Annotated in this window: 24 protein-coding genes and 1 other RNA gene; 10 read left to right on the top strand and 15 right to left on the bottom strand. The window is 60.4% G+C overall.

What is annotated here, in order from left to right:
* Window positions 1-85: 85 nt before the first annotated feature.
* Together argA and argE are read right to left on the bottom strand one after the other, a co-directional pair.
* Entirely contained in the window at window positions 86-1,384 is a 1,299-nt protein-coding gene (gene argA, locus ACYZTL_RS16890; protein ID WP_461952736.1) for an amino-acid N-acetyltransferase, read from the bottom strand.
* A 245-nt stretch (window positions 1,385-1,629) separates the two neighbouring features.
* Window positions 1,630-2,790 carry an acetylornithine deacetylase gene (argE, locus tag ACYZTL_RS16885; RefSeq protein ID WP_461952735.1) on the bottom strand — a complete coding sequence of 387 codons (1,161 nt, stop codon included), beginning with the start codon at window positions 2,788-2,790 and terminating at the stop codon, window positions 1,630-1,632.
* 156 nt (window positions 2,791-2,946) lie between these two features.
* On the opposite strand from argE, the gene ACYZTL_RS16880 reads away from it, so the two are divergent.
* Window positions 2,947-4,314 (top strand): CYTH domain-containing protein, encoded by a 1,368-nt coding sequence (locus tag ACYZTL_RS16880; protein WP_461952734.1) that lies wholly within the window; start codon window positions 2,947-2,949, stop codon window positions 4,312-4,314.
* Between the two features lie 114 nt (window positions 4,315-4,428).
* On the opposite strand, the gene ACYZTL_RS16875 is transcribed toward ACYZTL_RS16880, so the two are convergent.
* Window positions 4,429-4,899 (bottom strand): Lrp/AsnC family transcriptional regulator, encoded by a 471-nt coding sequence (locus ACYZTL_RS16875; RefSeq protein WP_310262187.1) that lies wholly within the window; start codon window positions 4,897-4,899, stop codon window positions 4,429-4,431.
* A 126-nt stretch (window positions 4,900-5,025) separates the two neighbouring features.
* Here ACYZTL_RS16875 and ACYZTL_RS16870 point away from each other — a divergent pair, with 126 nt between their 5' ends.
* The 3 genes from ACYZTL_RS16870 (at window position 5,026) to ACYZTL_RS16860 (ending at window position 7,630) form a co-directional block, all read left to right on the top strand.
* A complete protein-coding gene (locus ACYZTL_RS16870; protein WP_461952733.1) occupies window positions 5,026-5,364 on the top strand; it encodes a hypothetical protein in 339 nt (112 codons plus the stop codon).
* 90 nt (window positions 5,365-5,454) lie between these two features.
* A complete protein-coding gene (locus tag ACYZTL_RS16865; RefSeq protein WP_461952732.1) occupies window positions 5,455-7,239 on the top strand; it encodes a GspE/PulE family protein in 1,785 nt (594 codons plus the stop codon).
* A gap of 73 nt (window positions 7,240-7,312) precedes the next feature.
* The gene (locus ACYZTL_RS16860) at window positions 7,313-7,630 is read left to right on the top strand and encodes a DUF2388 domain-containing protein (RefSeq protein WP_150638071.1); all 318 of its coding nucleotides are present in this window, start codon (window positions 7,313-7,315) and stop codon (window positions 7,628-7,630) included.
* Between the two features lie 83 nt (window positions 7,631-7,713).
* Here the strand turns inward: ACYZTL_RS16860 and gcvP are convergent, their stop codons facing one another.
* From gcvP to ACYZTL_RS16810, 10 genes are all read right to left on the bottom strand, one after another.
* Window positions 7,714-10,587, bottom strand: coding sequence for an aminomethyl-transferring glycine dehydrogenase (gene gcvP / locus ACYZTL_RS16855; protein WP_461952731.1), 2,874 nt, complete (start codon window positions 10,585-10,587; stop codon window positions 7,714-7,716).
* A gap of 226 nt (window positions 10,588-10,813) precedes the next feature.
* The gene (gene gcvH / locus ACYZTL_RS16850) at window positions 10,814-11,197 is read right to left on the bottom strand and encodes a glycine cleavage system protein GcvH (RefSeq protein WP_414884742.1); all 384 of its coding nucleotides are present in this window, start codon (window positions 11,195-11,197) and stop codon (window positions 10,814-10,816) included.
* Window positions 11,198-11,247: 50 nt separating this feature from the next.
* The gene (gene gcvT / locus ACYZTL_RS16845) at window positions 11,248-12,330 is read right to left on the bottom strand and encodes a glycine cleavage system aminomethyltransferase GcvT (protein WP_461952730.1); all 1,083 of its coding nucleotides are present in this window, start codon (window positions 12,328-12,330) and stop codon (window positions 11,248-11,250) included.
* Window positions 12,331-12,486: 156 nt separating this feature from the next.
* A complete protein-coding gene (locus ACYZTL_RS16840; protein WP_461952729.1) occupies window positions 12,487-14,103 on the bottom strand; it encodes an ABC transporter permease in 1,617 nt (538 codons plus the stop codon).
* 142 nt (window positions 14,104-14,245) lie between these two features.
* Window positions 14,246-15,250 carry an extracellular solute-binding protein gene (locus ACYZTL_RS16835; RefSeq protein WP_461952728.1) on the bottom strand — a complete coding sequence of 335 codons (1,005 nt, stop codon included), beginning with the start codon at window positions 15,248-15,250 and terminating at the stop codon, window positions 14,246-14,248.
* Between the two features lie 223 nt (window positions 15,251-15,473).
* Complete coding sequence (locus ACYZTL_RS16830; RefSeq protein WP_461954325.1) at window positions 15,474-16,691, bottom strand: 2-octaprenyl-3-methyl-6-methoxy-1,4-benzoquinol hydroxylase; 1,218 nt, start codon at window positions 16,689-16,691, stop codon at window positions 15,474-15,476.
* A 9-nt stretch (window positions 16,692-16,700) separates the two neighbouring features.
* A complete protein-coding gene (locus ACYZTL_RS16825) occupies window positions 16,701-17,186 on the bottom strand; it encodes a DUF4442 domain-containing protein (protein ID WP_461952727.1) in 486 nt (161 codons plus the stop codon).
* Window positions 17,179-18,366 (bottom strand): 2-octaprenyl-6-methoxyphenyl hydroxylase, encoded by a 1,188-nt coding sequence (gene ubiH, locus ACYZTL_RS16820; protein ID WP_461952726.1) that lies wholly within the window; start codon window positions 18,364-18,366, stop codon window positions 17,179-17,181. The genes ACYZTL_RS16825 and ubiH overlap by 8 nt, the downstream gene beginning before the upstream one ends.
* Entirely contained in the window at window positions 18,363-19,697 is a 1,335-nt protein-coding gene (gene pepP, locus ACYZTL_RS16815) for a Xaa-Pro aminopeptidase (protein ID WP_461952725.1), read from the bottom strand. Before pepP ends, ubiH begins: the two co-directional genes overlap by 4 nt.
* A gap of 27 nt (window positions 19,698-19,724) precedes the next feature.
* Window positions 19,725-20,285 (bottom strand): YecA/YgfB family protein, encoded by a 561-nt coding sequence (locus ACYZTL_RS16810; RefSeq protein WP_461952724.1) that lies wholly within the window; start codon window positions 20,283-20,285, stop codon window positions 19,725-19,727.
* 226 nt (window positions 20,286-20,511) lie between these two features.
* Here ACYZTL_RS16810 and ACYZTL_RS16805 point away from each other — a divergent pair, with 226 nt between their 5' ends.
* The 4 genes from ACYZTL_RS16805 to ACYZTL_RS16790 all read left to right on the top strand — a co-directional run bounded on the left by ACYZTL_RS16805 (window position 20,512) and on the right by ACYZTL_RS16790 (window position 21,937).
* Window positions 20,512-20,721 carry a TIGR02449 family protein gene (locus tag ACYZTL_RS16805; protein ID WP_461952723.1) on the top strand — a complete coding sequence of 70 codons (210 nt, stop codon included), beginning with the start codon at window positions 20,512-20,514 and terminating at the stop codon, window positions 20,719-20,721.
* On the top strand, window positions 20,718-21,035 hold the full coding sequence (locus ACYZTL_RS16800) for a cell division protein ZapA (protein ID WP_007942435.1): 318 nt from the start codon (window positions 20,718-20,720) through the stop codon (window positions 21,033-21,035). Before ACYZTL_RS16805 ends, ACYZTL_RS16800 begins: the two co-directional genes overlap by 4 nt.
* A 30-nt stretch (window positions 21,036-21,065) precedes the next feature.
* Window positions 21,066-21,244, top strand: a non-coding RNA gene (gene ssrS, locus ACYZTL_RS16795) — 6S RNA.
* Window positions 21,245-21,331: 87 nt separating this feature from the next.
* On the top strand, window positions 21,332-21,937 hold the full coding sequence (locus ACYZTL_RS16790; RefSeq protein WP_461952722.1) for a 5-formyltetrahydrofolate cyclo-ligase: 606 nt from the start codon (window positions 21,332-21,334) through the stop codon (window positions 21,935-21,937).
* Between the two features lie 35 nt (window positions 21,938-21,972).
* On the opposite strand, the gene ACYZTL_RS16785 is transcribed toward ACYZTL_RS16790, so the two are convergent.
* Window positions 21,973-22,125: a hypothetical protein gene (locus ACYZTL_RS16785; RefSeq protein WP_007942433.1), complete on the bottom strand. Its 153-nt coding sequence runs from the start codon at window positions 22,123-22,125 to the stop codon at window positions 21,973-21,975.
* Between the two features lie 201 nt (window positions 22,126-22,326).
* Between ACYZTL_RS16785 and ACYZTL_RS16780 the strand changes: the two genes are divergently transcribed.
* Complete coding sequence (locus ACYZTL_RS16780; protein WP_461952721.1) at window positions 22,327-22,779, top strand: EVE domain-containing protein; 453 nt, start codon at window positions 22,327-22,329, stop codon at window positions 22,777-22,779.
* Between the two features lie 125 nt (window positions 22,780-22,904).
* Here the strand turns inward: ACYZTL_RS16780 and ACYZTL_RS16775 are convergent, their stop codons facing one another.
* Entirely contained in the window at window positions 22,905-23,312 is a 408-nt protein-coding gene (locus ACYZTL_RS16775) for a flagellar basal body-associated protein FliL (protein ID WP_461952720.1), read from the bottom strand.
* A gap of 150 nt (window positions 23,313-23,462) precedes the next feature.
* Here ACYZTL_RS16775 and ACYZTL_RS16770 point away from each other — a divergent pair, with 150 nt between their 5' ends.
* Window positions 23,463-24,440, top strand: coding sequence for an NADPH:quinone oxidoreductase family protein (locus ACYZTL_RS16770; protein WP_461952719.1), 978 nt, complete (start codon window positions 23,463-23,465; stop codon window positions 24,438-24,440).
* Window positions 24,441-24,464 lie beyond the last annotated feature (24 nt).

The following is a 24,464-nucleotide window of genomic DNA, read 5'->3' as shown; positions in this document are numbered from 1 at the left end:
CGTTTATCTGATTCTCCGCGTTGACGAATTCGGGAGTCCTTCGGCCTCCAACGGGAGCAAGCTCCCTCGCCACAAAAGCCTGCGGTTACAGGGTTTTTTCGAAGATCTTGGAGTTACGCTGATAGTTGTACAGCGACGCCCGCGCCGACGGCAGGCGCTCAACGCTGCTCGGCACAAAACCACGCTCACGAAACCAGTGGGCCGTGCGGGTGGTGAGGACAAACAGAGTTTTCAACCCCTGAGCCCGAGCGCGGGTTTCGATCCGCTCCAGCAGCTCATCCCCACGACCGCCATGCCGGTACTCCGGGTTCACCGCCAGACACGCCAGCTCCCCCGCATCCGAATCGGCAATCTGATACAGCGCCGCGCACGCGATGATCATGCCTTCGCGCTCGACCACGCTGAATTGCTCGATCTCGCGCTCCAGCACTTCGCGTGAACGTCGCACCAGAATCCCCTGTTCTTCCAACGGGCTGATCAGATCCAGCAAACCGCCAACGTCTTCAATCGCGGCTTCACGCACGACCTCGAATTGCTCCTGCGCCACCAGCGTACCGCCACCGTCGCGGGTGAACAGTTCGGTCAGCAGTGCGCCGTTTTCGGCGTAACTGACGATATGACTGCGCGCCACGCCGCCACGGCAAGCTTCAGCCGCGGCGTCCAACAGTTCAGCCTGATAGTTACTGCCCAGACGTTGCAAATGCGCCGGCACTTGCTGCGGGCGCAGTTCACGAACCAGACGACCGTTTTCATCGATCAAACCCAGTTCGGCTCCGAACAGCAGCAGTTTATCGGCCCCCAGATCAATGGCCGCGCGGGTCGCCACGTCTTCACACGCGAGGTTGAAAATCTCACCCGTCGGCGAGTAGCCCAACGGCGACAGCAACACGATGGAACGCTCGTCCAGCAGGCGATTGATGCCCTTGCGGTCAACCCGACGCACTTCGCCCGTGTGGTGATAATCGACGCCTTCGAGCACGCCGATCGGCCGTGCGGTCACCAGATTGCCGCTGGCCACCCGCAGGCGCGAGCCCTGCATCGGCGACGAAGCCATGTCCATGGACAGGCGTGCTTCGATGGCAATGCGCAATTGGCCGACTGCATCGATCACACATTCGAGGGTCGCCGCATCGGTGATGCGCATCCCGTGATGGTAATGCGGGGTCAGGCCCCGCGCGGCAAGGCGGGTTTCGATCTGCGGACGGGAACCGTGAACCAGCACCAGTCGCACGCCAAGGCTGTGCAACAGCACCAGGTCGTGGACGATATTGCCGAAATTCGGATGCTCCACACCGTCGCCGGGCAGCATGACGACGAAGGTGCAATCGCGGTGGGCGTTGATGTAAGGCGAAGCGTGACGAAGCCAATTAACGTATTCGGGCATGAACCTGGGCCTGTAATAAATAGCAGCCAAAAAATGGGCGAAACAGAAAATGCACAGCGGGCTGATGGTTATCGTCGGAACAGGCTTGGCGACACGCGCGCTCTCCTCATGAATACGGGTTGGGACAACAGCAATTTAAACGCGGCCTCCTGTAGGAGCGAGCTTGCTCGCGAAGAACGTGAGCATACCGCGTGCATTCAGGCAGCCCTCGTCATCGTTAACGTCCATCGCGAGCAAGCTCGCTCCTACAGTGGCGTTTCGGCCGGTGTCAGGCAGTAATGTTCAATCAGTTGCCGTAATAGATGCACGGTAGGCTGCAAACGTGACATTTCGAGGTATTCCCCCGGTTGATGCGCGCAGGCAATGTCGCCCGGGCCGAGCACCACTGTTTCGCAGCCAAGACGCTGAAGATAAGGCGCTTCGGTGCCGAACGCCACTGCTTCGGCGCGATGACCGGTGAGCTTTTCCGCAATGCGGACCAACTCGGCGTCTTCGGCCTGCTCGAAGGGCGGCACTTCGGGGAACAGCGGCGCGTAATCGATCTTTACCTGATGGCGTTCGGCAATCGGGTTGAGTTTCTTCAGAATCTCCGCACGCAACACCTTGGGGTCCATGCCTGGCAACGGACGCAGATCGAACTCCAGCGAGCACTGCCCGCATATGCGGTTGGGATTATCCCCGCCATGGATGCAGCCGAAGTTCATGGTCGGCGTCGGCACACCAAACTGCGGATCACGAAATTCGCGCTGCCACAGCAGACGCAAACCACGCAATTCGCCGATGGCATCGTGCATGGCTTCAAGGGCGCTATGGCCGAGGCGCGGGTCCGAGGAATGGCCGCTCTGACCAAGAATGTCGATGCGCTCCATCATGATGCCTTTGTGCATGCGGATCGGCTTGAGCCCGGTCGGCTCGCCAATCACCGCCGCTCGGCCCAATGGCCGCCCGGCTTCGGCCAAGGCACGCGCACCGGACATCGAGCTTTCCTCATCGCAGGTGGCGAGAATCAACAGCGGCTGCTTGAACGGTTGATCGAGAAGAGGAATCACGGCTTCGATGGCGAGGGCAAAAAAGCCTTTCATGTCGCAGCTGCCCAAACCCACCCAGCGACCATCGACTTCGGTCAGTTTCAGCGGATCGGTCTGCCACAACGCGCCATCGAACGGAACGGTATCGCTATGCCCGGCCAGTACCAGGCCACCGGGGCCGGAACCAAAACTGGCCAGCAAGTTGAATTTACCCGGGCTGACCTGCTGGATATCACAGACAAACCCCAGGTCGCCGAGCCACGTCGCCAGCAAATCAATTACTGGACGGTTGGATTGATCGAGGCTGGCCTGGGTACAGCTGACCGACGGTGCGGCAATCAGCGCAGCGAATTGATCTTTCATGGACGGCAAAGGCATCGCTGACTCCAACTCGCGAATTGAAGTCCATCATAGAACCATCCGGTGACAGGAATAAACCGTCGCGGCGCGTAGGTTGAACGAGTCCTGTACACTGCACGACCTTGGCAGCCACACATTCCCCCGGCTGCGCTCCCGATCCTGGATTTTCCGGCCATGCAGAAAGAAACTGAAATCAAACTCCGCGTCAGCCGCGAAACCCTCGCCGCACTGCGCGAGCACCCGCTACTGAAAAAACGCAATAAAAATGGCTGGGAACGCCGTGAACTGATGAACCAGTACTTCGACACGCCTGAGCGCGACCTGGCCCGCGCCAAGGTGGCCCTGCGCCTGCGCCGTGATGGCGAAGAAGTGATTCAGACCCTCAAGACCCGTGGCCAGAGCGTCGCCGGTTTGTCCGAGCGTAACGAATACGACTGGAACCTGCCCAAAGCCAAGCTCGACGTGAAGAAGCTCGACGGCGAATGCTGGCCTGAAGAGTTGGCCGAGCTGGACAAGAAAACCCTGAAGCCGATTTTCACCACCGATTTCGTTCGCGAGCGCGCTGAAATCGCCTGGGGCCGTGGCAAGACCAAAGTGGTCATCGAGGCCGCGCTGGACTTGGGCCACGTCATAGTCGGCAAGCAGAAAGAAGAAATCTGCGAGCTCGAACTGGAATTGCGTGAAGGCGAACCGGCTGCGCTGCTGGAACTGGCCGCTGAACTGGCCGCGACCCTGGCCCTGATGCCGTGTGACATCAGCAAGGCCGAGCGCGGTTATCGCTTGTACGACGCCAACAGCTATTCGTTGAGCCTTCCGGCCCCGCAGATCACCGCCGAAACGCCGCTGGACGACGCGTTCGCCGCCCTGAGCTGGCACTTGTTGGGCAGCAGTCAGCGTCTGGCCGAGCAGTATCGCTTCAATGGCCACTGGCGCCTGTTGCAGGACTGGGTCGAAAACCTCGCCGAATTACGCGCGCTGCTGAGCAGCCTGGGCCAAGCCGCTCCGCGTCAGTCGACACACGATCTGCGCCTCGCGCTGGATGCGTTGCTCGAAGATTGGCGCCCACTGGTGCAAGCCGGTCTGGACGACGAAGACGTGCGCAAAGCTGCGCCGGAGCAGTTCCTCGAAGAACTCGAAGACCCGCGCTGGGGCCTGTTCTCGCTGAGCACTTCACGCTGGTTGCTCGCCCGCACCTGGGCGGCCGATCGCAATGTTCGCGGCAATCGCCAGGGCGCTGCGCAACTGGGCAGCTGGTTGCCGCGCTTGCTGGGTGAAGAAGCCACGTCGTTGCAATTGCAGCGTTATCAGCAGCAGCCGGAAGATCTGGCCGAGCAACTGCCGCGTATCGAACGCATCCAGGCCTGGCTGCACCATGCACGCCACGTGCTGGACATTCCGGAAATGGATCGCCTGTACGGTGAGCTGAAACAGCTTGCTCTGCTAGCCAACGAGCCGATCACCGATGAATCGCTGGATGCGCGCAAGCAGCAGGCGATTGCGGTTTATCAGAATCGTGCCTGGAAAATGTTGCTGCGTATGTAATACCTTGTGGCGAGGGAGCTTGCTCCCGCTGGGCAGCGAAGCGGCCCCAAAAAATGGGCCTGCTGTGCAGTCCAGCGGGAGCAAGCTCCCTCGCCACAAGAGCCCTCTGTCGATTCAGCGCAACACCGGCAAACTCGTCGTCGACTTGATCTCCGACAACGCCACAATCGAGTTCACCTCCTGAATCCCCGGCACCATCGACAGCTTCTCAAAGAAAAACCGCTCATACGCCTCGATGTCTGCCGTCACAATCCGCAGCAAGAAATCCACCGACCCCATCAGCACATAACACTCCAGCACTTCGGGAAAGCCGCGAATCGCCTCGGTGAATTCGGTGAAATTCGAACGCCCATGGGCGTTGAGTTTGATCTCGGCGAAGATCTGCGTGTTAAGCCCGATCTTTTTTCGATCCAGCAGCGTCACCTGCCCACGAATGATCCCCTCCTCCTTCATCCGCTGAATCCGCCGCCAGCATGGCGATTGCGAAAGCCCCACCTGCTCGGCGATCTGCGCGCTGGAGAGAGAAGCGTCCTCTTGCAGCAACGCGAGAATCTTGCGGTCGTAGCCATCCAGCTCGCTCTGCATTAAAAAACCTCTAACTGATGACTTGTTGAATTACACGATTCGATAAATCGCCAATAAGCTCAATCATAGATAAGAAATGTCCGGCATCGAATGTAAAAATTTCTCCAGTGATTTTGGAGACCGATCATGCCGCACCTCGAAGCCGTGAACACCCCGCCCACTCGCGCCGATGTCTGGAACGTCAGCAACGCCCACTGTCGCGTTCACTATCAACTGCTGACCGAGGCCGAACCGGATCTGCTGTGCCGTGCGCTCAACCTGTTCGCGCTGCAGTGCCTGATGCCGCAACAGGTCAACGTGCAGCGCACGGACGATCTGCTGTCGATCGACATCGTCATCGACGGGCTGAGCTGGCACCGTGCGCAAGTGATCGCGGAAAAATTACGTAACCTGATCAGCGTCTGCTCGGTTGAGCTGCAAGCGGCTGATTCTGCCTGGATTGAAGCGGCTCAGGCGGCGGGTTGAAAAAATTCGATACGGCTTCGTCGGGTAGTGGCCCAACGGTCAGCGGCTCCACGACTATCCTTTGCGAACTGTTGTTCACGAGGAGCCCGCATGTCCGTACAACTTGCCATTCAGGACCGCTGGCTGGATCTCAATGATTTGCTGCGCGAACTGGTCGCCCAGGGTTTTATCAGCCAGGACTCGGCCGAGCACGCGCTCAACGCCCGCCGCCGTCACGCCGCCAATGGCCAGATGCACCCGCTGGAGTTCATCGCCAGTCAGCAGCTGGACGACCTCAGTCGTTCCGGCAAACACCTTGACCTGGAAAGCCTGACCCTGTGGTTGTCGCAGCAGGCCGGCCAGCCCTACTTGCGCATCGACCCGCTGAAGATCAACGTCGCGGCCATTACGCCGCTGATGTCCTACGCCTTCGCCCAGCGCCACAAGATTCTCGCGGTGTCCATTGATCGCGACGCCGTGACCGTGGCCAGCGCCCAGCCTTACGTCAAAGGCTGGGAAGCCGACCTGACCCACGTGCTGAAGCTGCCGATCAAGCGTGTGGTGGCCAACCCGGTGGACATCCAGCGTTTCAGCGTGGAGTTTTTCCGCCTGGCCAAATCGGTCAGTGGCGCGACCAACAACGATCATCAGACCAGCACCCTGGGTAACTTCGAACAACTGCTCAACCTCGGCGCCAGCGATCAGGAACCGGACGCCAACGACGCGCACATCGTCAACATCGTCGACTGGTTGTTCCAGTACGCCTTCCAGCAGCGCGCCAGTGATATCCACATCGAACCCCGGCGCGAGCAAGGCACGGTGCGCTTTCGCATCGACGGTGTGTTGCACAACGTCTATCAATTCCCGCCGCAGGTGACCATGGCAATCGTCAGTCGCCTGAAGAGCCTGGGGCGGATGAACGTCGCGGAAAAACGCAAACCCCAGGACGGCCGGGTGAAAACCAAGACGCCGGACGGTGGCGAAGTCGAGTTGCGGCTATCGACGTTGCCGACGGCGTTTGGCGAAAAAATGGTCATGCGGATCTTCGACCCCGAAGTGTTGCTCAAGAACTTCGATCAGTTGGGCTTTTCCGCCGAAGACCTGCGCCGCTGGCAGGACATGACGAGTCAGCCCAACGGCATCATTCTGGTGACCGGTCCGACTGGTTCGGGCAAGACCACCACGCTCTACACCACCTTGAAGAAACTCGCGACGCCGGAGGTCAACCTCTGCACCATCGAAGACCCGATCGAGATGGTCGAGCCGGCCTTCAATCAGATGCAGGTCCAGCACAACATCGACCTGACCTTTGCCGCCGGCGTGCGCGCACTGATGCGGCAGGACCCGGACATCATCATGATCGGCGAGATCCGCGATCTCGAAACCGCTGAAATGGCGATCCAGGCCGCGCTCACCGGCCACTTGGTGCTCTCGACGTTGCACACCAACGACGCACCCAGCGCCATCAGCCGTCTGCTGGAACTCGGTGTGCCGCATTACCTGATCAAAGCCACGGTGCTCGGCGTCATGGCGCAGCGACTGGTCCGTACGTTGTGCCCGCACTGCAAGGCACCACTGACACTGAGTGAAGAAGACTGGCAAACCCTGACCAAACCCTGGCAAGCACCGTTGCCGGGCAATGCCCAGCGCGCCATCGGTTGTCTGGAATGCCGCGACACCGGCTATCGCGGCCGCGCCGGGGTTTACGAAATCATGCAACTGACTGACGGCCTCAAAGCGCTGATCAACCCTGACACCGATCTGCTGTCGATCCGGCGCCAGGCGTTCAAGGAAGGCATGCGCAGTTTGCGATTGTCGGGCGCGCAGAAAGTCGCTGCGGGTTTGACGACGATTGAGGAGGTGTTGCGGGTGACGCCGCAGAGTGAGCAGAAGTAGCTGCGAGCGTGATGGAACTCGACAGGGCCATTGGCAATCCAACCCCGCAGTTAACCCAGTGGAGTCACCCATCATGCGTCTCAAACTTGCTGTCGCTACCATCGCCCTGTTGTCCCTTCCAGTCGGTTCGGCGATGGCCGACAGCTTTTGGCGTAACGTCATCTCGTCCGGTGCGACCACCGGCTCGACCTACCTGACGTTCAAGGATCACAAGCTGATCATTGCCGCGCAGGACGATGCCGGCAGTTTTGTTGCCAGTGACGGCGGCATTCGCGGCCCGTATCTGGAAGCCGCGATGCAGAAAGTCCGCGCCGACAACCCAGGCCTGCAGGCCACGGACATGGAACTGGCGAATGCGATCCTGGCGAAGAATGCCATCGCGTCGGAATAAGATTTACGGCTGAACAAAAATGCCGCTCACTGAGCGGCATTTTTTTTGTGTGAACCCGATCTAATGTGGGAGCGGCGTCGCCCTTAGCGGTAATCATCCACCGGCACACACGCGCAAAACAGATTCCGGTCGCCGTAGACGTTATCGACGCGATTCACCACCGGCCAGTACTTGTGAGCCTTGGTATGCGCATCCGGCGTCACTGCCTGCTCGATGCTGTACGGCCGCTCCCAAACCCCGGTGATATCGGCCAGTGTGTGCGGCGACCGTTTCAGCGGATTGTCTTCAGCCGGCCAGTTGCCGTTCTGCACCTCGGTAATTTCTGCGCGAATGCTCAGCATCGCCCCGATAAAGCGGTCCAGCTCGGCTTTTGATTCACTTTCGGTCGGCTCGACCATCAAGGTCCCCGGCACCGGAAACGACATGGTCGGCGCATGGAAGCCATAGTCCATCAGGCGCTTGGCCACGTCCTCTTCGCTGATGCCGGTCAGTGCCTTGAGTGGCCGCAGATCGAGAATGCATTCGTGAGCCACCCGCTCGTTGCGCCCGGTGTAGAGCACCGGGAATGCACCGGACAAATGCTGCGCCAGGTAATTCGCAGCGAGGATCGCCACCTCGCTGGCGTCCGCCAATTGCGGCCCCATCATGGCGATGTACATCCAGCTGATCGGCAGAATGCTCGCGCTGCCCCAGGGCGCCGCGCTGACTGCTCCGTTCTGCGGCAGCGGGCCCTCAATAGCCACCACCGGATGATTGGCCACAAATGGCGCCAGATGCGCCCGCACACCAATCGGCCCCATGCCCGGCCCGCCGCCACCGTGGGGAATGCAAAAAGTCTTGTGCAGATTCATGTGGGAGACGTCGGCACCAATGTCCGCCGGCCGCGCCAACCCGACTTGCGCATTGAGGTTGGCGCCATCCATGTACACCTGGCCGCCATGGCTGTGGATAACTTCACAGATTTCGGTGATGCCTTCCTCATACACGCCGTGGGTCGATGGATACGTCGCCATCAGGCAGGCGAGTTTGTCGCCGGCCTCGGCGGCCTTGCCTTTCAAGTCCTCCAGATCGACGTTGCCCGCTTCGTCACATTCGACGATCACTACACGCATTCCAGCCATCTGCGCTGAAGCGGGGTTGGTGCCGTGGGCCGAGGACGGGATCAGGCAGATATCCCGCGCGCCTTGATGACGACTCTCGTGGTATTTGCGGATCGCGAGCAACCCGGCGTATTCGCCTTGGGCGCCGGAGTTGGGCTGCATGCAGATCGCATCGAAACCGGTGATCGCGCAGAGCCAGCGCTCCAGCTCTTCAATCATCAATGCATAACCGGTTGCCTGCTCTTTCGGCACGAACGGGTGCAGGTTGGCGAACTGCGGCCAGGTAATGGGGATCATCTCGCTGGTGGCATTGAGCTTCATGGTGCAGGAGCCCAGCGGGATCATGGACTGGTTGAGGGCCAGGTCCTTGTTCTCGAGTTGCTTGAGGTAACGCAACATCTCGGTTTCGCTGTGATGCGCGCTGAATACCGGGTGACGCAAGTATGGCGAGGTACGCAGCAGCCTGCCGGGAATGCCGGAAGCCAGGGTTTCTGCGTCCAGTTCGTCCACGTTGAGCCCATGATCGGCACCGAGGAATACATCGAACAGCTTGGCAACGGTGGATTCGTCGGACGTTTCGTCGAGGCTCAGGCCCAACTGCCCGCGCCCGAGAATGCGCAAATTGATTTGCGCGGCCCGGGCGCTTTCGATGATCGCCGTTTGAGTGCCGCCAACCTCCAGCGTCAGGGTGTCGAAAAAGTGACTGTTGAGACGGGTGATACCGCGGCGTTCCAGACCCGCGGCGAGGATGCAGGTCAGTCGATGAACCCGCTGGGCAATCCGTTTCAGTCCTTCCGGACCGTGATAAACCGCGTAGAAACTGGCGATGTTGGCCAACAGCACTTGAGCAGTGCAGATGTTCGAATTGGCCTTCTCCCGGCGAATGTGTTGCTCGCGGGTTTGCAGGGCCATGCGCAAAGCGGTGTTGCCGCGAGCATCTTTTGATACGCCGATAATCCGCCCGGGAATCGCCCGTTTGTACTCATCACGACTGGCAAAAAACGCGGCATGCGGGCCGCCATAACCCATGGGCACGCCGAATCGCTGGGATGAGCCGAACACCACATCGGCGCCCAACTCTCCCGGCGGCGTCAGCAACAGCAGGCTCAGCAGATCGGTCGCGACGCAGGCCAGGGCTTGCTGGGCATGCAGGTGATCAATAAGCGGACGCAGATCGCGGATCTCTCCGTGGGTGTCGGGATATTGCAGCAGCGCGCCGAACACCTGGTGCTGTTTCAAGTTATCCACAGTGTCGATGATTAAATCGAATCCGAAACCTTGGGCTCGGGTCTGCACCACGGAAATCGTCTGCGGATGACAATTTTCGTCGACGAAAAACAGATTGCTCCTGGACTTGGCGACACGCTTGGCCAGGGCCATGGCTTCCGCCGCTGCCGTGGCTTCATCCAGCAGCGAGGCGTTGGCCAGTTCCAGCCCGGTCAGGTCGATGGTCAGTTGCTGGAAATTCAGCAAGGCTTCGAGTCGGCCTTGGGCAATTTCTGGTTGATACGGCGTGTAAGCGGTATACCAACCGGGATTTTCCAGCACGTTGCGCAAGATAACGGCCGGCGTGATCGTGCCGTGGTAACCCATGCCGATCAGGCTGGTCCAGACCTGGTTCTGCTCGGCGTAACCGCGCAGTTTGGCCAGCGCGGCTTCTTCGTCGAGGGCGGGCGGCAAGTCGAGCGCCCGGTTCAGGCGGATCCCCGGCGGCACCGTCTGCTCAATCAACTCAACGCGGCTGCCGACACCGAGGCTGTCGAGCATCGCCTGCTGCTCGGCGGCATCGGGCCCGAGGTGGCGGCGAAGGAAGGCATTGGGATCGCGTAACTGGCTCAAGGACGGCAACTGGGACATGACGGGCTCTCTCTTGACTGGCGCTCAACGTCGATGCAACACGGTCAAACCAGCATAGCAGCCGATGTCACGGAGCCCTTGAAGATCAAAAGATCGCAGCCTTCGGCAGCTCCTACAGGAGTTCGCATTCCAATGTAGGAGCTGCCGAAGGCTGCGATCTTTTGATCTTGATCTGCCAGGTAATAAAAAGCCCCGACAAGTCGAGGCTCTGGGTGACGCTGAAGGCTTACTCGCCGATGGCGGCCTTATAGCCAGCCGCATCGAGCAGCTTGTCCAGATCGCCAGCGTTGCTTGGCTTCAGTTTGAAGATCCAGGCACCGTACGGGTCGGAGTTGAGCAGTTCCGGATTGGCGCTCAGTTCTTCGTTGACCGCAATCACTTCACCGGCAACCGGGGAGTAGATGTCGGAAGCGGCTTTGACCGACTCAACCACGCCGGATTGATCACCGGCAGCGAAGACAGTTCCGACTTCGGTCAGTTCGACGAACACCACATCGCCCAAGGCTTCCTGAGCGTGATCGCTGATGCCCACGGTAACGGTGCCATCGGCTTCCAGACGGGCCCATTCATGACTTTCGGCAAAACGCAGGTCGGCAGGGATATCGCTCATGTTCTGTGTCCTCAAGAAAATAGTCAGCGGTCGTTGCCCGCCAGAAAAGGTTAGATCAAGGTTTTGCCGTGGCGTACGAAGGTCGGTTTGACCACTCGGACCGGGTACCATTTGCCACGGATTTCCACTTCGGCGCGGTCGGCAGTCGCCATCGGCACGCGCGCCAGTGCAATCGACTTGCTAAGCGTAGGAGAGAAACTACCACTGGTGATCTCCCCTTCGCCAACATTGGCGATGCGGACCACTTGATGAGCGCGCAAAACCCCGCGTTCCTCAAGGACCAGACCGACCAGTTTGTGCTGAACGCCACCCGCCCGCTCGGCTTCCAGGGCAGCACGGCCGATGAACTGACGAGTGGCCGGTTCCCAGGCAATGCTCCAGGCCATGTTCGAGGCCAGCGGCGAAACATCTTGATGAATGTCCTGCCCGTAGAGGTTCATGCCGGCTTCGACACGCAAGGTATCCCGTGCGCCGAGTCCGATCGGCGAGATGCCCGCGCCCACCAGGTCATTGAAGAAGCCTGGCGCCTGATCGGCTGGCAGAATGATTTCCAGACCGTCTTCACCGGTGTAACCGGTGCGCGCGATGAACCAGTCACCGTCAGGCTGGCCTTCGAACGGCTTGAGTAGCTGGATCAGGTTGCCGCGAGACTGGGTGACCAGTTCGCAAATCTTGTGTCGGGCTTGAGGGCCTTGAATGGCCAGCATCGCCAACTCCGAGCGCTCGATGAGCTGCACATCGAAGCCTACAAGATGAGCCTGCATCCACGCCAGGTCCTGATCGCGGGTGGAGGCGTTGACCACCAGGCGATAACCCTCGTCGAGGCGGTAGACGATCATGTCGTCGACGATACCGCCGCGCTCGTTGAGCATGGTGCTGTACAAGGCACGGCCGGAGCTGTGCAGGCGCTCGACGTCATTGGCCAGCAAATGCTGAAGCCAGGCCTTGGCCTGCCCGCCGCTGACATCGATCACGGTCATGTGGGATACATCGAAAACCCCGCAATCGCGGCGCACCTGATGGTGTTCCTCGACCTGCGAGCCGTAATGCAGAGGCATATCCCAACCGCCAAAATCGACCATCTTCGCGCCGAGGGCGAGATGAAGGTCATACAGAGGCGTACGCTGTCCCATGGGTTTCTCCTTCCGGGCGTGGCGAGGGTGCGGGCCGGCGCTGCACGGGGTGAAAGCCTTTAAATAGAAGGCTTTCAGCCGATTTCAGCTACCGGGTCTGTAAGACGGACCGCACCGAATGCCGCGCATTGTAGCCTCAAGGTGTAGGACTGACACCTAGGTGTTTCGATACGCTGAACGTCGAATCAATCCGATGACCGGTAACAACCCGACCAGAACCAGAGTCAACGCCGGCAACGACGCCCTCGCCCACTCGCCTTCGCTGGTCATTTCAAAGATGCGCACGGCCAGCGTGTCCCAGCCAAACGGGCGCATCAGAAGGGTCGCGGGCATTTCCTTGAGCACATCGACGAACACCAGCAGCGCAGCACTCAATGTGCCGGGCAGCAGTAACGGCAGATACACTTTGAAAAACAGTCGTGGCCCACTGACTCCAAGGCTACGTGCCGCTTCGGGCAAAGATGGCCGTATTCGCGCCAGGCTGCTTTCCAGCGGCCCATAAGCTACCGCGATGAAACGCACCAGATAGGCCAGTAGCAACGCCGACAAGCTGCCCAATAGCAAAGGTTTGCTCGCCCCGCCGAGCCAACCCGAAACGGGGATCACCACCTCGCGATCCAGATAACTGAACGCCAGCATGATCGACACTGCCAATACCGAACCCGGCAACGCATAGCCGAGATTGGCCAGGCTGACACCGGAACGAATCGCCCGGGTCGGCGCCAGGCGCCGGGCAAATGCCAGCACCAGCGCAACGCTGACGGTGATCAGCGCCGCCATGCCGCCCAGATACAGCGTATGAACAATGAGCCCGGTGTACCGATCATCCAGATCGAAACGCCCGCGCTGCCAGAACCACACCACCAGTTGCAGCACTGGAATGACGAAGGCGCAGGCAAACACAAGACCGCACCAACCCATCGCCGCCAGCGCTTTGAAACCATGAAGGTGATACAGCGCCTTCATCCGCGGTCGTTCGTTGCTCGCCCGGTTGGCTCCGCGCGCACGACGCTCGCCGTACAGCACGACCATCACCACCAGCAGCAACAGGCTGGCCAGTTGCGCGGCGGTGGAGAGGCTGAAGAATCCGTACCAGGTCTTGTAGATAGCAGTCGTGAATGTGTCGAAATTGAACACCGACACGGCCCCGAAATCCGCGAGGGTTTCCATCAGCGCCAACGCTACGCCAGCACCGATGGCGGGCCGCGCCATCGGCAAGGCGACCCGCCAGAACGCCTGCCACGGCGACTGCCCCAGGACTCGCGCCGCTTCCATCAGGCCTTTGCCCTGCGCCAGGAACGCGGTGCGTGCCAACAGGTAAACGTAGGGATAAAAGACCAGCACCAGAACGAGGATGACACCGCCCGTGGAGCGCACTCGCGGTAACCGCAGGCCGGTGCCGAACCATTCGCGCATCAGGGTTTGCACGGGGCCGGCGAAATCCAGCAGACCGACGAAAACAAAAGCCAGCACGTAGGCGGGAATGGCGAAAGGCAGCATCAGTGCCCAATCCAGCCAGCGCCTGCCAGGAAATTCACAGAGACTGGTGAGCCAGGCGAGGCTGACGCCCAACAGCGTTACACCGACACCGACGCCGAGTACCAGGGTGAGCGTGTTGCCCAGCAGGCGCGGCATCTGCGTGTCCCAGAGGTGGGACCAGATTTGATGATCGATGGTTTGCCAGGACAACAGCAAAACGCTGAGGGGCAGCAGGACCAGCGCAGCGATGGCGAAGACCAGGGGATACCAGCGGCGTTGGGCAGGGTGGGCCAAGGAAAAGCTCTCTTGCGGAAAATCAACGAATGTACGTTAAACGCAAAAAGATCGCAGCCTACGGCAGCTCCTACCGGGTGTACATCATCCCTATGTAGGAGCTGCCGCAGGCTGCGATCTTTTGATCTTTAAAGCAGCAGACTCAGTTCCAGCCAGCCCGATCCATCATGCGAATCGCTTCAGCCTGGCGCTTGCCCGCAATTTCCACCGGCAAGGTATCCGCCACAAACTTGCCCCAGCTCGCCACTTCGGCGGACGGCTGAACCGCAGGGTTGGCCGGGAATTCCTGGTTCACGTCGGCAAAAATCTTTTGCGCTTCAGGGGTGGTCATCCACTCAACCAACGCCTTGGCCGCTTCCGGATGCGGCGCATGTTTGGTCAGGCCGATGCCCGACAGGTTCACATGCACACCACGATCAGCCTGGTTCGGCCAGAACAGTTTCACCGCCAGGTCAGGCTTCTGCTTGTGCAAACGCCCGTAGTAGTAAGTGTTGACGATGCCGACGTCGCACTGGCCGGCATTGATGGCTTCCAGCACCGCGATGTCGTCGGAGAACACATCGGTGGACAGGTTGTTGACCCAGCCCTTGAGGATCTTCTCGGTTTTGTCGGCGCCATGCACTTCGATCATGGTGGCGGTCAGTGACTGGTTGTAGACCTTCTTCGCCGTGCGAAGGCACAGGCGGCCTTCCCAATTTTTGTCGGCCAGACCTTCGTAAGTGGTCAACTCGCCCGGTTTCACCCGGTCGGTGGAGTAAGCGATGGTTCGCGCCCGCAGGCTCAGGCCGGTCCAGGCATGAGAGGAAGCGCGGTATTGCAGCGGGATGTTGGCGTCGATGGTTTTCGAGGTGAAGGGTTGCAGGATGCCCATTTGCTCAGCCTGCCAGAGGTTGCCGGCATCGACGGTCAGCAACAGGTCGGCGGTGGCGTTCTCGCCCTCGGCCTTGATGCGCTGCATCAACGGCGCTTCCTTGTCGGTGATGAATTTCACCTGAACACCGGTTTTCGCGGTGTAGGCATCGAACACCGGCTTGATCAGCTCGTCGATACGCGAGGAGTAAACCACCACCTCGTCAGCGGCCTGGGCGGCAGTGCTGCCGATCAGGGTCAGGGCGAGTGCGGTCAGTAGACGCTTCGGTGCCAACATGGGAGCGATCTCTCGATATGGAAAAGTGAGGGCAAATGATAAGGACTCACATTTACCTTCTCAATCGAACAGTTTGCGGAGGAGTTACCAGATGTTGCATGGCTTGAGGTATGGGGTGGATGTACCGGCCCCTTCGCGGGCAAGCCCGCTCCCACATTTTGAAAAGCATTCCCATGTGGGAGCGGGCTTGCCCGCGAAGGGGCCATCAGCATCAATAAAGCTGTCAGGCCTTGGCAAGCGCCGGCAAATCCCCGATCAACCCCAGCGCCTCCCGCACAAACAACGCCTTGGCCTCCGGCATTTGATCAACCATCTTCAACCCGGTATTACGCAACCAGCGCACGGGCAATGGATCCGCCTGGAACAAACGCTCGAAGCCCTCCATCGCCGCCATCAACGCAAGGTTATGCGGCATGCGCCGGCGCTCGTAGCGGCTCAGCACTTTCACGTCCGCCAACCGCTCGCCCCGTTCAACCGCTTGCAATAGCACTTCGGCGAGCACGGCGGCATCGAGGAAACCGAGGTTCACGCCCTGTCCGGCCAACGGGTGAATGGTGTGCGCGGCATCGCCGATCAGTGCCAGGCCTTCAGCCACGTAACGCTTTGCATGGCGCTGACGCAGCGGCACGCACAGACGCGGGTCGGCGCTCTCCACCGTTCCGAGTCGGCCCTCGAAGGCGCGCTCCAGTTCACGACAGAACCTATCGTCATCCAGCGCCATCAAGCGCTCGGCCTCACTCGGCGTGGTCGACCAGACGATCGAACACCAATCCTGCCGACCGTCCCGCTCCAGCGGCAGAAACGCCAATGGACCCTGATCGGTAAACCGCTGCCAGGCCGTCATTTGGTGAGGTTGTGAGCTGCGCACGCTGGTGACGATTGCGTGGTGCAGATAATCCCACTCGCGCGTGGCCACACCGGTCAGGCGCCGCACCGCCGAGTTGGCACCGTCCGCCGCGATCACCAACGGCGCCCGCAACGTACGGCCATCGGCCAGGGTCAGCAGCCAGTCATCACCGGAGCGGCGCATCTGCTCCAGACGCGCATTGGCCAGCATTCCCAGGTCGCAGTCGTGCAAGCGGTCGAGCAAGGCGTCCTGAACCACACGATTCTCGACGATATGCCCAAGCACCTCGGCATGCACGCTGGTGGCCGAAAAGTGGATCTGCCCGGTGCCGCTGCCATCCCACACGTGCATGTCGGTGTATGGACTGCAGCGCCGCTCGGCGATGCCGTCCCAGACACCCAATCGCTCAAGAATCCGTTGGCTGGCAGCCGACAAGGCGCTCACTCGCGGCTCGAACGGCGCCTGCCCGTCGAAGGGTTTGACGCTCATCGGGCTACCGTCCAGCAGCAGGACTTCCAGCCCGCTGTCCTGCAACGCCAGCGCCAGGGCGCTGCCGACCATTCCGGCCCCGACAATCAGCAGATCTGCGCGCATTTCCATGCTTTAAGCCTGTCTCGCTTGCGGCTTGAGCCGCACGTAAAGGGTTTTCTGGACCCGCGCCACCAGGGTGCCGGCGCCATCGTGGATATCGACCTGCAATTGCGGCAGGTATTTTTCGCCGTTAACCGTTTGCTGGCGGATCTCGTCGAGCAAGGTTCCGTCGACCCTGAAGCTGGCGAACACCGGGCCTTTGCCCGGCGAGATGAAATCGATGTCTGCCGCCTTGTCCCAGACGATGTAGTGGCGTCCGAGGTTTTCCATCAGCATCAGCATGTAGAACGGGTCGACCATCGAGTACAGGCTGCCACCGAACTGAGTGCCGACATAATTACGGTTGTACCAGCTCAATCCCATGGACACCTTGATGTCCCGAAAATCATCGCTGATGTGCCGCACGCGAACCCCGGCGCCAAGGTACGGCGGGTAGAAGGACATGAAGCAACGCATCAATCGTGCTTTGCCGAACGTGCTCGTCAGCCACTTAAGCATCGGAACGTGTACCCAGACCCATGGCCTGCCGGGCGAACCAGCGCTTGGCCGGCGGCAGAAGATCGAGGCCGAGCAGGCCAATGTTTCGGCCCAGCGAGACCAGCGGTTGAGTGCTGCCGAACAATCGCGTGACCTGATCGGAAAACCCCACGGTCAGGTTTTGATCCATCCGCTGGCACTCGCGGTAAGCCTGCAAGGTCGCAAAGTCGCCGGGCGCTTTCTCGCTCGCCAGCAGCGCATCCGCCAACGCCTGCGCATCACGCAGGGACAGGTTGAAACCCTGGCCGGCAATCGGATGCAGGCTGTGAGCGGCATTGCCGAGAATCGCCAGATGCGGACGCACCTGCTCTTCGGCTTCAATCAGTGTCAGCGGATAAAGATGCCGCGCGCCGACCTGTTTCAAGGTGCCGAGGCGATAACCGAACACGCCCTGCAATTCGCTGAGAAAACTGCGCTCATCAAGGGCGGCCAGCCGTTGCGCGTCCATGCCCAGACGGGTCCAGACCAGGGCGCAGCGATTTTCCGGCAGCGGCAACAACGCCATCGGACCGTCGTCGGTGAAACGTTCGAAAGCCATGCCGTTGTGCGCTTCGCTCGGGGTGATGTTGGCGATCAGCGCGCTCTGGTTGTACGGGCGTTTCTTGATGCCGATCCCCAGTTGCTCGCGCAGGCCGGAACGGCCGCCATCAGCCAGCACCGCAAGGGCGCATTCCAGGGTGGTTTCATCATTGAGCGTCAGGCGATAGCCATCGGTCAGCGGTTCCAGGCGCGTGACTTCCGCCGGGCAGCGCCAGGTGACCACGTCCTTGTCCAGACCTTGCCAGAGGCATTGGCCGAGCCAGGCGTTTTCCACCACATAACCCAGCGCCGGCACGCCCTCTTCCATCGCCGACAAGCGCGCGGTGGAGAATCGACCACGGTCGGAGACGTGAATCTGCTTGATCGGCTCGGCGCGGCGGGAGATTTCTTGCCACACGCCCAACCGTTGATAAATCTGCTTGGCACCGTAGGACAACGCCGAAGAACGGGCGTCGTAGCTCGGTTGATAGGTGTGGCCGGGGGCAAACGGCTCGATCAGCACGATCTTCCAGCCGCGCGCCTTGGCTCCGGCCTGCAGCGCCAATGCCAGGCTGGCCCCGACCAGACCGCCACCGATAATTGCCAGATTGACTCGACTCATGCCGCTTTCGTCCGCGCTTCAGCCATCAAGGCCTCGATCTCGCCGACCGTTTTCGGCACGCCGCTGGTCAGGATTTCACAGCCGGTTTTGGTCACCACGACGTCGTCCTCGATGCGCACGCCAATGCCGCGCCATTTCTTCGCTACGTTCTGGTTGCCCGGGGCAATGTAGATCCCCGGTTCCACGGTCAGCGCCATGCCGACTTCCAGCACGCGCCATTCACCGCCGACCTTGTACTCGCCGACGTCATGCACATCCATGCCGAGCCAGTGGCCGGCGCGGTGCATGTAAAACGCTTTATAGGCTTCGCTGGCGATCAGTTCGTCGACGTCGCCCTGCAACAGGCCCAGTTTCACCAGCCCGGCAGTAATCACCCGAACCGTGGCTTCGTGCGCCTGATTCCAGTGTTTGTTCGGGGCGATTTCGGCGAATGCCGCTTCTTGCGAAGCCAGCACCAGCTCGTAGATCGCTTTCTGCTCCGCTGAATACTTGCCATTGACCGGCCAGGTGCGCGTGATGTCGCTGGCGTAGCAGTCGATTTCACAACCTGCGTCGATCAGCACCAGATCACCCTCCTTGAGCACCGCGTCGTTCTGCTGGTAATGCAGGATGCAGCTGTTGCGCCCCGCCGCGACGATCGAGCCGTAAGCCGGCATCTTCGCCCCGCCCTTGCGGAACTCGTAATCGAGCTCGGCTTCAAGGCTGAACTCATGCAACCCGGCCCGGCTGGCCTTCATCGCACGGATATGCGCCTGAGCGGAAATCCGCGCGGCTTCGCGCATCACCTTCACTTCTGCCGCCGATTTATACAGACGCATGTCGTGCAGCAGATGATCCAGCGCAACGAATTCGTTCGGCGGCTGGGCGCCGAGGTGCGCCTTGGAGCGAATCACGTTGATCCAGTCCATCAGGTGTCGATCGAACTCCGGGTTGCTGCCCATGGCCGAATACACCCGGTCGCGGCCTTCAATCAGGCCCGGCAGGATGTCGTCGATGTCAGTAATGGGGAACGCGTCGTCGGCGCCAAAGTCACGGATCGCGCCTTCCTGGCCGGCGCGCAGGCCGTCCCAGAGTTCTCGCTCGGCGTTGCGTTCACGGCAGAACAGCAGGTATTCGCCATGCTCACGACCCGGCATCAGCACGATAACGGCTTGAGGCTCGGGGAAACCGCTGAGGTACTGGAAGTCGCTGTCCTGGCGGTAAACGTGCTCGACATCGCGATTGCGGATGGCTACCGCGGCGGCGGGCAAAATGGCGATGCTGTTGGGTTCCATCTGCGCCATCAAGGCCTTGCGGCGACGGCTGTATTCCGATTTCGGGATATGAATCATGGGCAGATGGCTTTTCCTGGCTCGCGATTAATGCAACGACGGTTTGGTGGCAGCCGACGCGTCCGGCTTCCTGGTTTCGGAAAACAGCAGCAGCGGCGCGACACGCAGGTACTCCATCACTTCCATGTAGTCGCTTTCGCCGTCGTCGGATTCTTCCAGCGCGTCTTGCACCTGGGCGATAGCCGCCAGATCCTGCAACACTTCGGTGGCCTCGGTGCTCAGCATGCTGCTGTCACGGCAGTTCAGGCCGAAACCGCTGAGGAAGCCCTGGCACCATTGGCCCAGCGCGGCGGCACGGTCAGCCAGCGGCTCGTCATCGGTCGGCAGCAGCAGAACGACGGTCACGTCGTCGCCGGTGAGCTCGCCCTTGACCATCTCTTGCAGGCCGATCAAGGCATTGCGAACGTTGTCTTGCGGCTCGCCTTCGAGTAGCTCGGCAGCATCAACCAGCCAGCCTTCGGCATCGAAGCCGGCACCGGCGCAACTGCGGCCGAGGAGCAGGCCATGCAGTTCGGCAGGCGAGACGGGATGACCGCTGGAAGTCAGCAGGGTGGCGAAGGCTTGGTACGGAGAATTCTGAATGGGCATGGGCAGCTAGGCGCCAGACGGCGCTATGTCTAGAATGAAGGCCTTGTATCCTACATCGACTACCCCTGTAGGAGCGAGCTTGCTCGCGATGGTCGCCAACGATAACGCTGGGCCGCTGATACCCTGCGGCGTTCTCGGGTGCATCGTCGGAGCGCCGCCCGGAGCAAGCTCGCTCCTACACAGTAGTCCGCATGCAACCACCCATCAGACATTTTCAGTGGACATAATGGAAGACACCGACCTGCAAGCGCTGATGGCCAGACTCGAACTGCTGATTAAGCGGGTCGAGCAACTTAAGAGTCAAAACGGACTCCTATTAGCTCAGGAAAAGACCTGGCGCGAGGAACGCGCTCACCTCATTGAAAAGAACGAAATCGCCCGGCGTAAGGTCGAGTCGATGATTTCGCGCCTCAAGGCCCTGGAGCAAGACTCATGAGTTCAAGCAATAGCGTTACCGTGCAGATCCTCGACAAAGAATATTCGATCATCTGCCCTCAGGAAGAGCGCAGCAATCTGGTGAGCGCTGCCCGTTACCTGGACGGCAAGATGCGCGAAATCCGCAGCAGCGGCAAAGTCATCGGCGCCGATCGCATCGCCGTGATGGCCGCGCTGAACATCACGCACGACCTTCTGCACAAGGAAGAACGCCCGGATGTGCAGGCCAGCGGCTCGACCCGCGAGCAGGTTCGCGACCTGCTGGATCGCGTCGATCTGGTGCTCGCCACCGATCCGGACGTCACCAAGGGCTGATTCGCCGGACCGCTTGGGTTATACTCGCAGCACTCCCTGGGGTGCTTGCCAGTTGACCACGTCCCTGAGCCGATTCGCACTACCCTGGAGGTTGCACGTTGGGCTGGTGTGCATGTCCGCTAGACGGAAAGCCTTAAAGCCTACTGCATCTTCCACCTTGAACTTTCGGGTTCAAGGGCTAAGTCAGCAGCGGTTCATCCGGGGAGCCTGATTCCAGTCCGATGCCGGTTTAAATACCGGCATCGGCTTTTTTACGGGTACGCTTTGTGTACCCGACCCTTCTGAAGCCCGAATCCATGACCGAACCTGCGCTGCTGCCCCGCCCGCAACTTCGACGCATGCTGCGTAAGGCCCGCCGCGCACTGACACCCAATCAGCAGCGCCAGGCCGCTCGCGGGCTGTACAAGCAATTGGCCCAGCAGCCGTTGTTTCGCCGCGCAAAACATATCTCCCTGTACCTGCCCACCGATGGTGAAATCGACCCGCGCGTGTTGCTGCGCGCCGCGCAACGTCGGGGCAAGGCGACTTATCTGCCGGTGCTCAGCGCCTGGCCACGGACCAAAATGGTGTTCCAGCGGATTCGCCCCGGCGAAAAACTCAAGCCCAACCGTTTTCGCATTCTCGAACCCAGGCACAACCTCGCCCGGCAACGCAAAGTCTGGGCGCTCGATCTGGTGCTGTTGCCCTTGGTGGGATTCGACGATGTCGGCGGACGACTCGGCATGGGCGGCGGTTTCTATGACCGGAGCCTGGCGTACCTGGCGCGACGCAAAAACTGGCGCAAGCCGACGCTGTTGGGACTGGCCCATGAATGTCAGAAGGTCCAACGATTGGCTCAAGCGAGCTGGGATGTGCCGTTGCAAGGAACGGTGACGGACAAGGCCTGGTACTTCTCAGGCTAGACGCCACTGGAATCAGCGGCGTCGAAAAGACAGATTCAGCGCTTGAAGGCCGACGGCTGTTGTTGCTGCGCGATTTCAATCGGCGCATCGGTCTTGTTGTTCCACAGACTTTGGGCATAGCCAGTGGTCACGACGCCGAGGCCAAACAAAATAACCAAAATCCATAGTAAATCCGGTTTGCGTTTCATCGATTGCCCCCCAAAGGCACATCAATACGATGACAGCAGCGGTTTCCGTTGTAGGTGTAGGCCGTGCAGCAGCGTCAAGCTTAGAAGGCCGGCATTCTGCGACAACGTGAACTGACACGCAAACGCTGGCGTCAACCGACTGTCGGTTTGTCATAAAATTGCCGGACATCTTGCCCACCTGACTCGCAAGGAGCAAAAACCATGGCCTATTGGCTGATGAAATCCGAGCCCGACGAACTCTCGATCAAAGGTCTGGAGAAGCTTGGCAAAGCGCGCTGGGACGGGGTTCGCAACTACCAGGCGCGGAATTTTCTAAGGGCCATGGCGGTCGGCGACGAGTTCTTCTTCTATCACTCCAGCTGCCCTGAGCCCGGGATTGCCGGGATCGGCAAGATTGTCGAAGCGGCCTATCCGGACCCGACCGCACTGGAGCCGGAAAGTCATTACTACGATCCGAAGGCCACCGCCGAGAAAAACGCCTGGAGCGCGATTGATGTCGCGCATGTCGAGACGTTTTCCAGGGTGTTGAAGCTGGATTATCTGAAGCAGCAGACGGCGCTGGCGGAGATGCCGCTGGTGCAGAAGGGTTCGCGGCTGTCGGTGATGCCGGTGACGGCTGAGCAATGGGCGGCGGTGATCGCGTTAAGGCCTTGATCAATTTATTGCCTGAAAGAATGCCTTCGCGAGCAAGCCCGCCCCCACAATGAATCTGCATTCACTGAAGATTCCCTGTGGGAGCGGGCTTGCTCGCGAAGAGGCCGGCCCGGACAGCAAAACTCTTACTGGATAATGAGGTTGTTAAACAACAAATCCTCAACCACCGGCTTGCCAGTCTCATCATTCATGATCTGTTGGGTCTGCTTCAACGCTTCCTGACGCAACTTTTCCTTGGCCTCGACGTTGTTCATCGCCTCGGTCGTCTGCTGGGCAAACAGCGCCACCAGCTGATTACGAATCAACGGCTCGTTGGCCTTCACCAGTTTGGTCGCCTCCTCACCGGTCACCCGCAATGCCACATCAGCCTTGTAGACCTTGAGCTTCGGCGTGCCGTCCAGCCCATAGTTACCCACGAACGGCGGGCTCAGGGTGATGTAATTGACCTTCTGGGCTCCACCTTCTTTGGCTTCTTCAGCCACTGCTGCCACAGGCAGAGACAGGGCCAGCAACAACATGATCCACGCTTTCACAATTCGCTCCTTATCCGGTTTGCGGCCTAGCATAACGACCCGCCGCGCAAGCACAAGCTTATGGCTGACTATCAGGGCGGGGCATGCTCGTTGACCCATCGACTCACACACCTACACTTATCGGCCATCACTCCCAAAGGAATAGCCCTGATGAAAGCCGTGCTGTGCAAAGCCTTCGGCCCTGCCGAATCGCTGGTGCTGGAAGACGTCGCCAGCCCTGTCGCGAAGAAGAATGAAATCCTGCTGGACGTGCACGCCGCCGGGGTGAATTTCCCGGACACGCTGATCATCGAGGGCAAATACCAGTTCAAGCCGCCCTTCCCGTTTTCCCCGGGCGGCGAAGCGGCCGGCGTGGTCAGCGCCGTGGGCGAGAAGGTCAGCCACCTGAAAGTCGGCGACCGGGTCATGGCCCTGACCGGTTGGGGCAGCTTCGCCGAGCAGGTCGCCGTTCCGGGTTACAACGTGCTGCCGATCCCGCCCTCCATGGACTTCAACACCGCCGCTGCTTTCAGCATGACTTACGGCACCTCGATGCACGCGCTCAAGCAACGCGGCAACCTGCAACCGGGTGAAACCCTGTTGGTGCTTGGCGCTTCCGGCGGTGTCGGCCTCGCCGCCGTGGAAATCGGCAAAGCCATGGGCGCCCGCGTGATCGCCGCCGCCAGCAGCGCCGAAAAACTCGCGGTGGCCAAGGCTGCCGGCGCTGATGAGTTGATCAACTACACCGAAACCAGTCTCAAGGACGAAATCAAACGCCTGACCGATGGCCAGGGCGCGGACGTGATCTACGACCCGGTCGGCGGCGACCTGTTTGACCAGGCCATCCGCGCCATCGCCTGGAATGGCCGCTTGCTGGTGGTCGGTTTTGCCAGCGGACGCATTCCGGAGTTCCCTGTGAACCTCGCACTGCTCAAGGGCGCGGCGGTGGTTGGCGTGTTCTGGGGCTCATTCGCCCAGCGCCAGCCTCAGGACAATGCAGCGAATTTCCAGCAGTTGTTTGGCTGGTTTGCCGAGGGCAAGTTGAAGCCGCTGGTATCGCAGGTGTATCCACTGAGCAACGCGGCGCAGGCGATCAATGATCTTGGCCAGCGCAAGGCGGTCGGAAAAGTGGTGGTGCAGGTTCGCTGAGACTGAAAAAGCGGTTTGAACTTC

The organism is Pseudomonas sp. LB3P81 (assembly GCF_054897965.1).
The sequence above is the reverse complement of the archived record's forward strand: the minus strand, read 5'-3'. Positions and strand labels throughout refer to the sequence as shown.

What these genes read in the sequence shown, in the direction of transcription:
- ACYZTL_RS16880 (WP_461952734.1), top strand. Translation starts at nt 2,947, where the DNA reads ATGCAGAAAGAAACTGAAATCAAACTCCGCGTCAGCCGCGAAACCCTC.
- ACYZTL_RS16860 (WP_150638071.1), top strand. Translation starts at nt 7,313, where the DNA reads ATGCGTCTCAAACTTGCTGTCGCTACCATCGCCCTGTTGTCCCTTCCA.
- gcvH (WP_414884742.1), bottom strand. Translation starts at nt 11,197, where the DNA reads ATGAGCGATATCCCTGCCGACCTGCGTTTTGCCGAAAGTCATGAATGG.
- ACYZTL_RS16810 (WP_461952724.1), bottom strand. Translation starts at nt 20,285, where the DNA reads ATGCCCATTCAGAATTCTCCGTACCAAGCCTTCGCCACCCTGCTGACT.
- ACYZTL_RS16875 (WP_310262187.1), bottom strand. Translation starts at nt 4,899, where the DNA reads ATGCAGAGCGAGCTGGATGGCTACGACCGCAAGATTCTCGCGTTGCTG.
- pepP (WP_461952725.1), bottom strand. Translation starts at nt 19,697, where the DNA reads ATGATTCATATCCCGAAATCGGAATACAGCCGTCGCCGCAAGGCCTTG.
- ACYZTL_RS16825 (WP_461952727.1), bottom strand. Translation starts at nt 17,186, where the DNA reads ATGCTTAAGTGGCTGACGAGCACGTTCGGCAAAGCACGATTGATGCGT.
- ACYZTL_RS16835 (WP_461952728.1), bottom strand. Translation starts at nt 15,250, where the DNA reads ATGTTGGCACCGAAGCGTCTACTGACCGCACTCGCCCTGACCCTGATC.
- ACYZTL_RS16770 (WP_461952719.1), top strand. Translation starts at nt 23,463, where the DNA reads ATGAAAGCCGTGCTGTGCAAAGCCTTCGGCCCTGCCGAATCGCTGGTG.
- ACYZTL_RS16805 (WP_461952723.1), top strand. Translation starts at nt 20,512, where the DNA reads ATGGAAGACACCGACCTGCAAGCGCTGATGGCCAGACTCGAACTGCTG.
- ACYZTL_RS16870 (WP_461952733.1), top strand. Translation starts at nt 5,026, where the DNA reads ATGCCGCACCTCGAAGCCGTGAACACCCCGCCCACTCGCGCCGATGTC.
- gcvT (WP_461952730.1), bottom strand. Translation starts at nt 12,330, where the DNA reads ATGGGACAGCGTACGCCTCTGTATGACCTTCATCTCGCCCTCGGCGCG.
- ACYZTL_RS16785 (WP_007942433.1), bottom strand. Translation starts at nt 22,125, where the DNA reads ATGAAACGCAAACCGGATTTACTATGGATTTTGGTTATTTTGTTTGGC.
- ACYZTL_RS16780 (WP_461952721.1), top strand. Translation starts at nt 22,327, where the DNA reads ATGGCCTATTGGCTGATGAAATCCGAGCCCGACGAACTCTCGATCAAA.
- argE (WP_461952735.1), bottom strand. Translation starts at nt 2,790, where the DNA reads ATGCCTTTGCCGTCCATGAAAGATCAATTCGCTGCGCTGATTGCCGCA.
- ubiH (WP_461952726.1), bottom strand. Translation starts at nt 18,366, where the DNA reads ATGAGTCGAGTCAATCTGGCAATTATCGGTGGCGGTCTGGTCGGGGCC.
- argA (WP_461952736.1), bottom strand. Translation starts at nt 1,384, where the DNA reads ATGCCCGAATACGTTAATTGGCTTCGTCACGCTTCGCCTTACATCAAC.
- ACYZTL_RS16800 (WP_007942435.1), top strand. Translation starts at nt 20,718, where the DNA reads ATGAGTTCAAGCAATAGCGTTACCGTGCAGATCCTCGACAAAGAATAT.
- ACYZTL_RS16830 (WP_461954325.1), bottom strand. Translation starts at nt 16,691, where the DNA reads ATGCGCGCAGATCTGCTGATTGTCGGGGCCGGAATGGTCGGCAGCGCC.
- gcvP (WP_461952731.1), bottom strand. Translation starts at nt 10,587, where the DNA reads ATGTCCCAGTTGCCGTCCTTGAGCCAGTTACGCGATCCCAATGCCTTC.
- ACYZTL_RS16790 (WP_461952722.1), top strand. Translation starts at nt 21,332, where the DNA reads ATGACCGAACCTGCGCTGCTGCCCCGCCCGCAACTTCGACGCATGCTG.
- ACYZTL_RS16865 (WP_461952732.1), top strand. Translation starts at nt 5,455, where the DNA reads ATGTCCGTACAACTTGCCATTCAGGACCGCTGGCTGGATCTCAATGAT.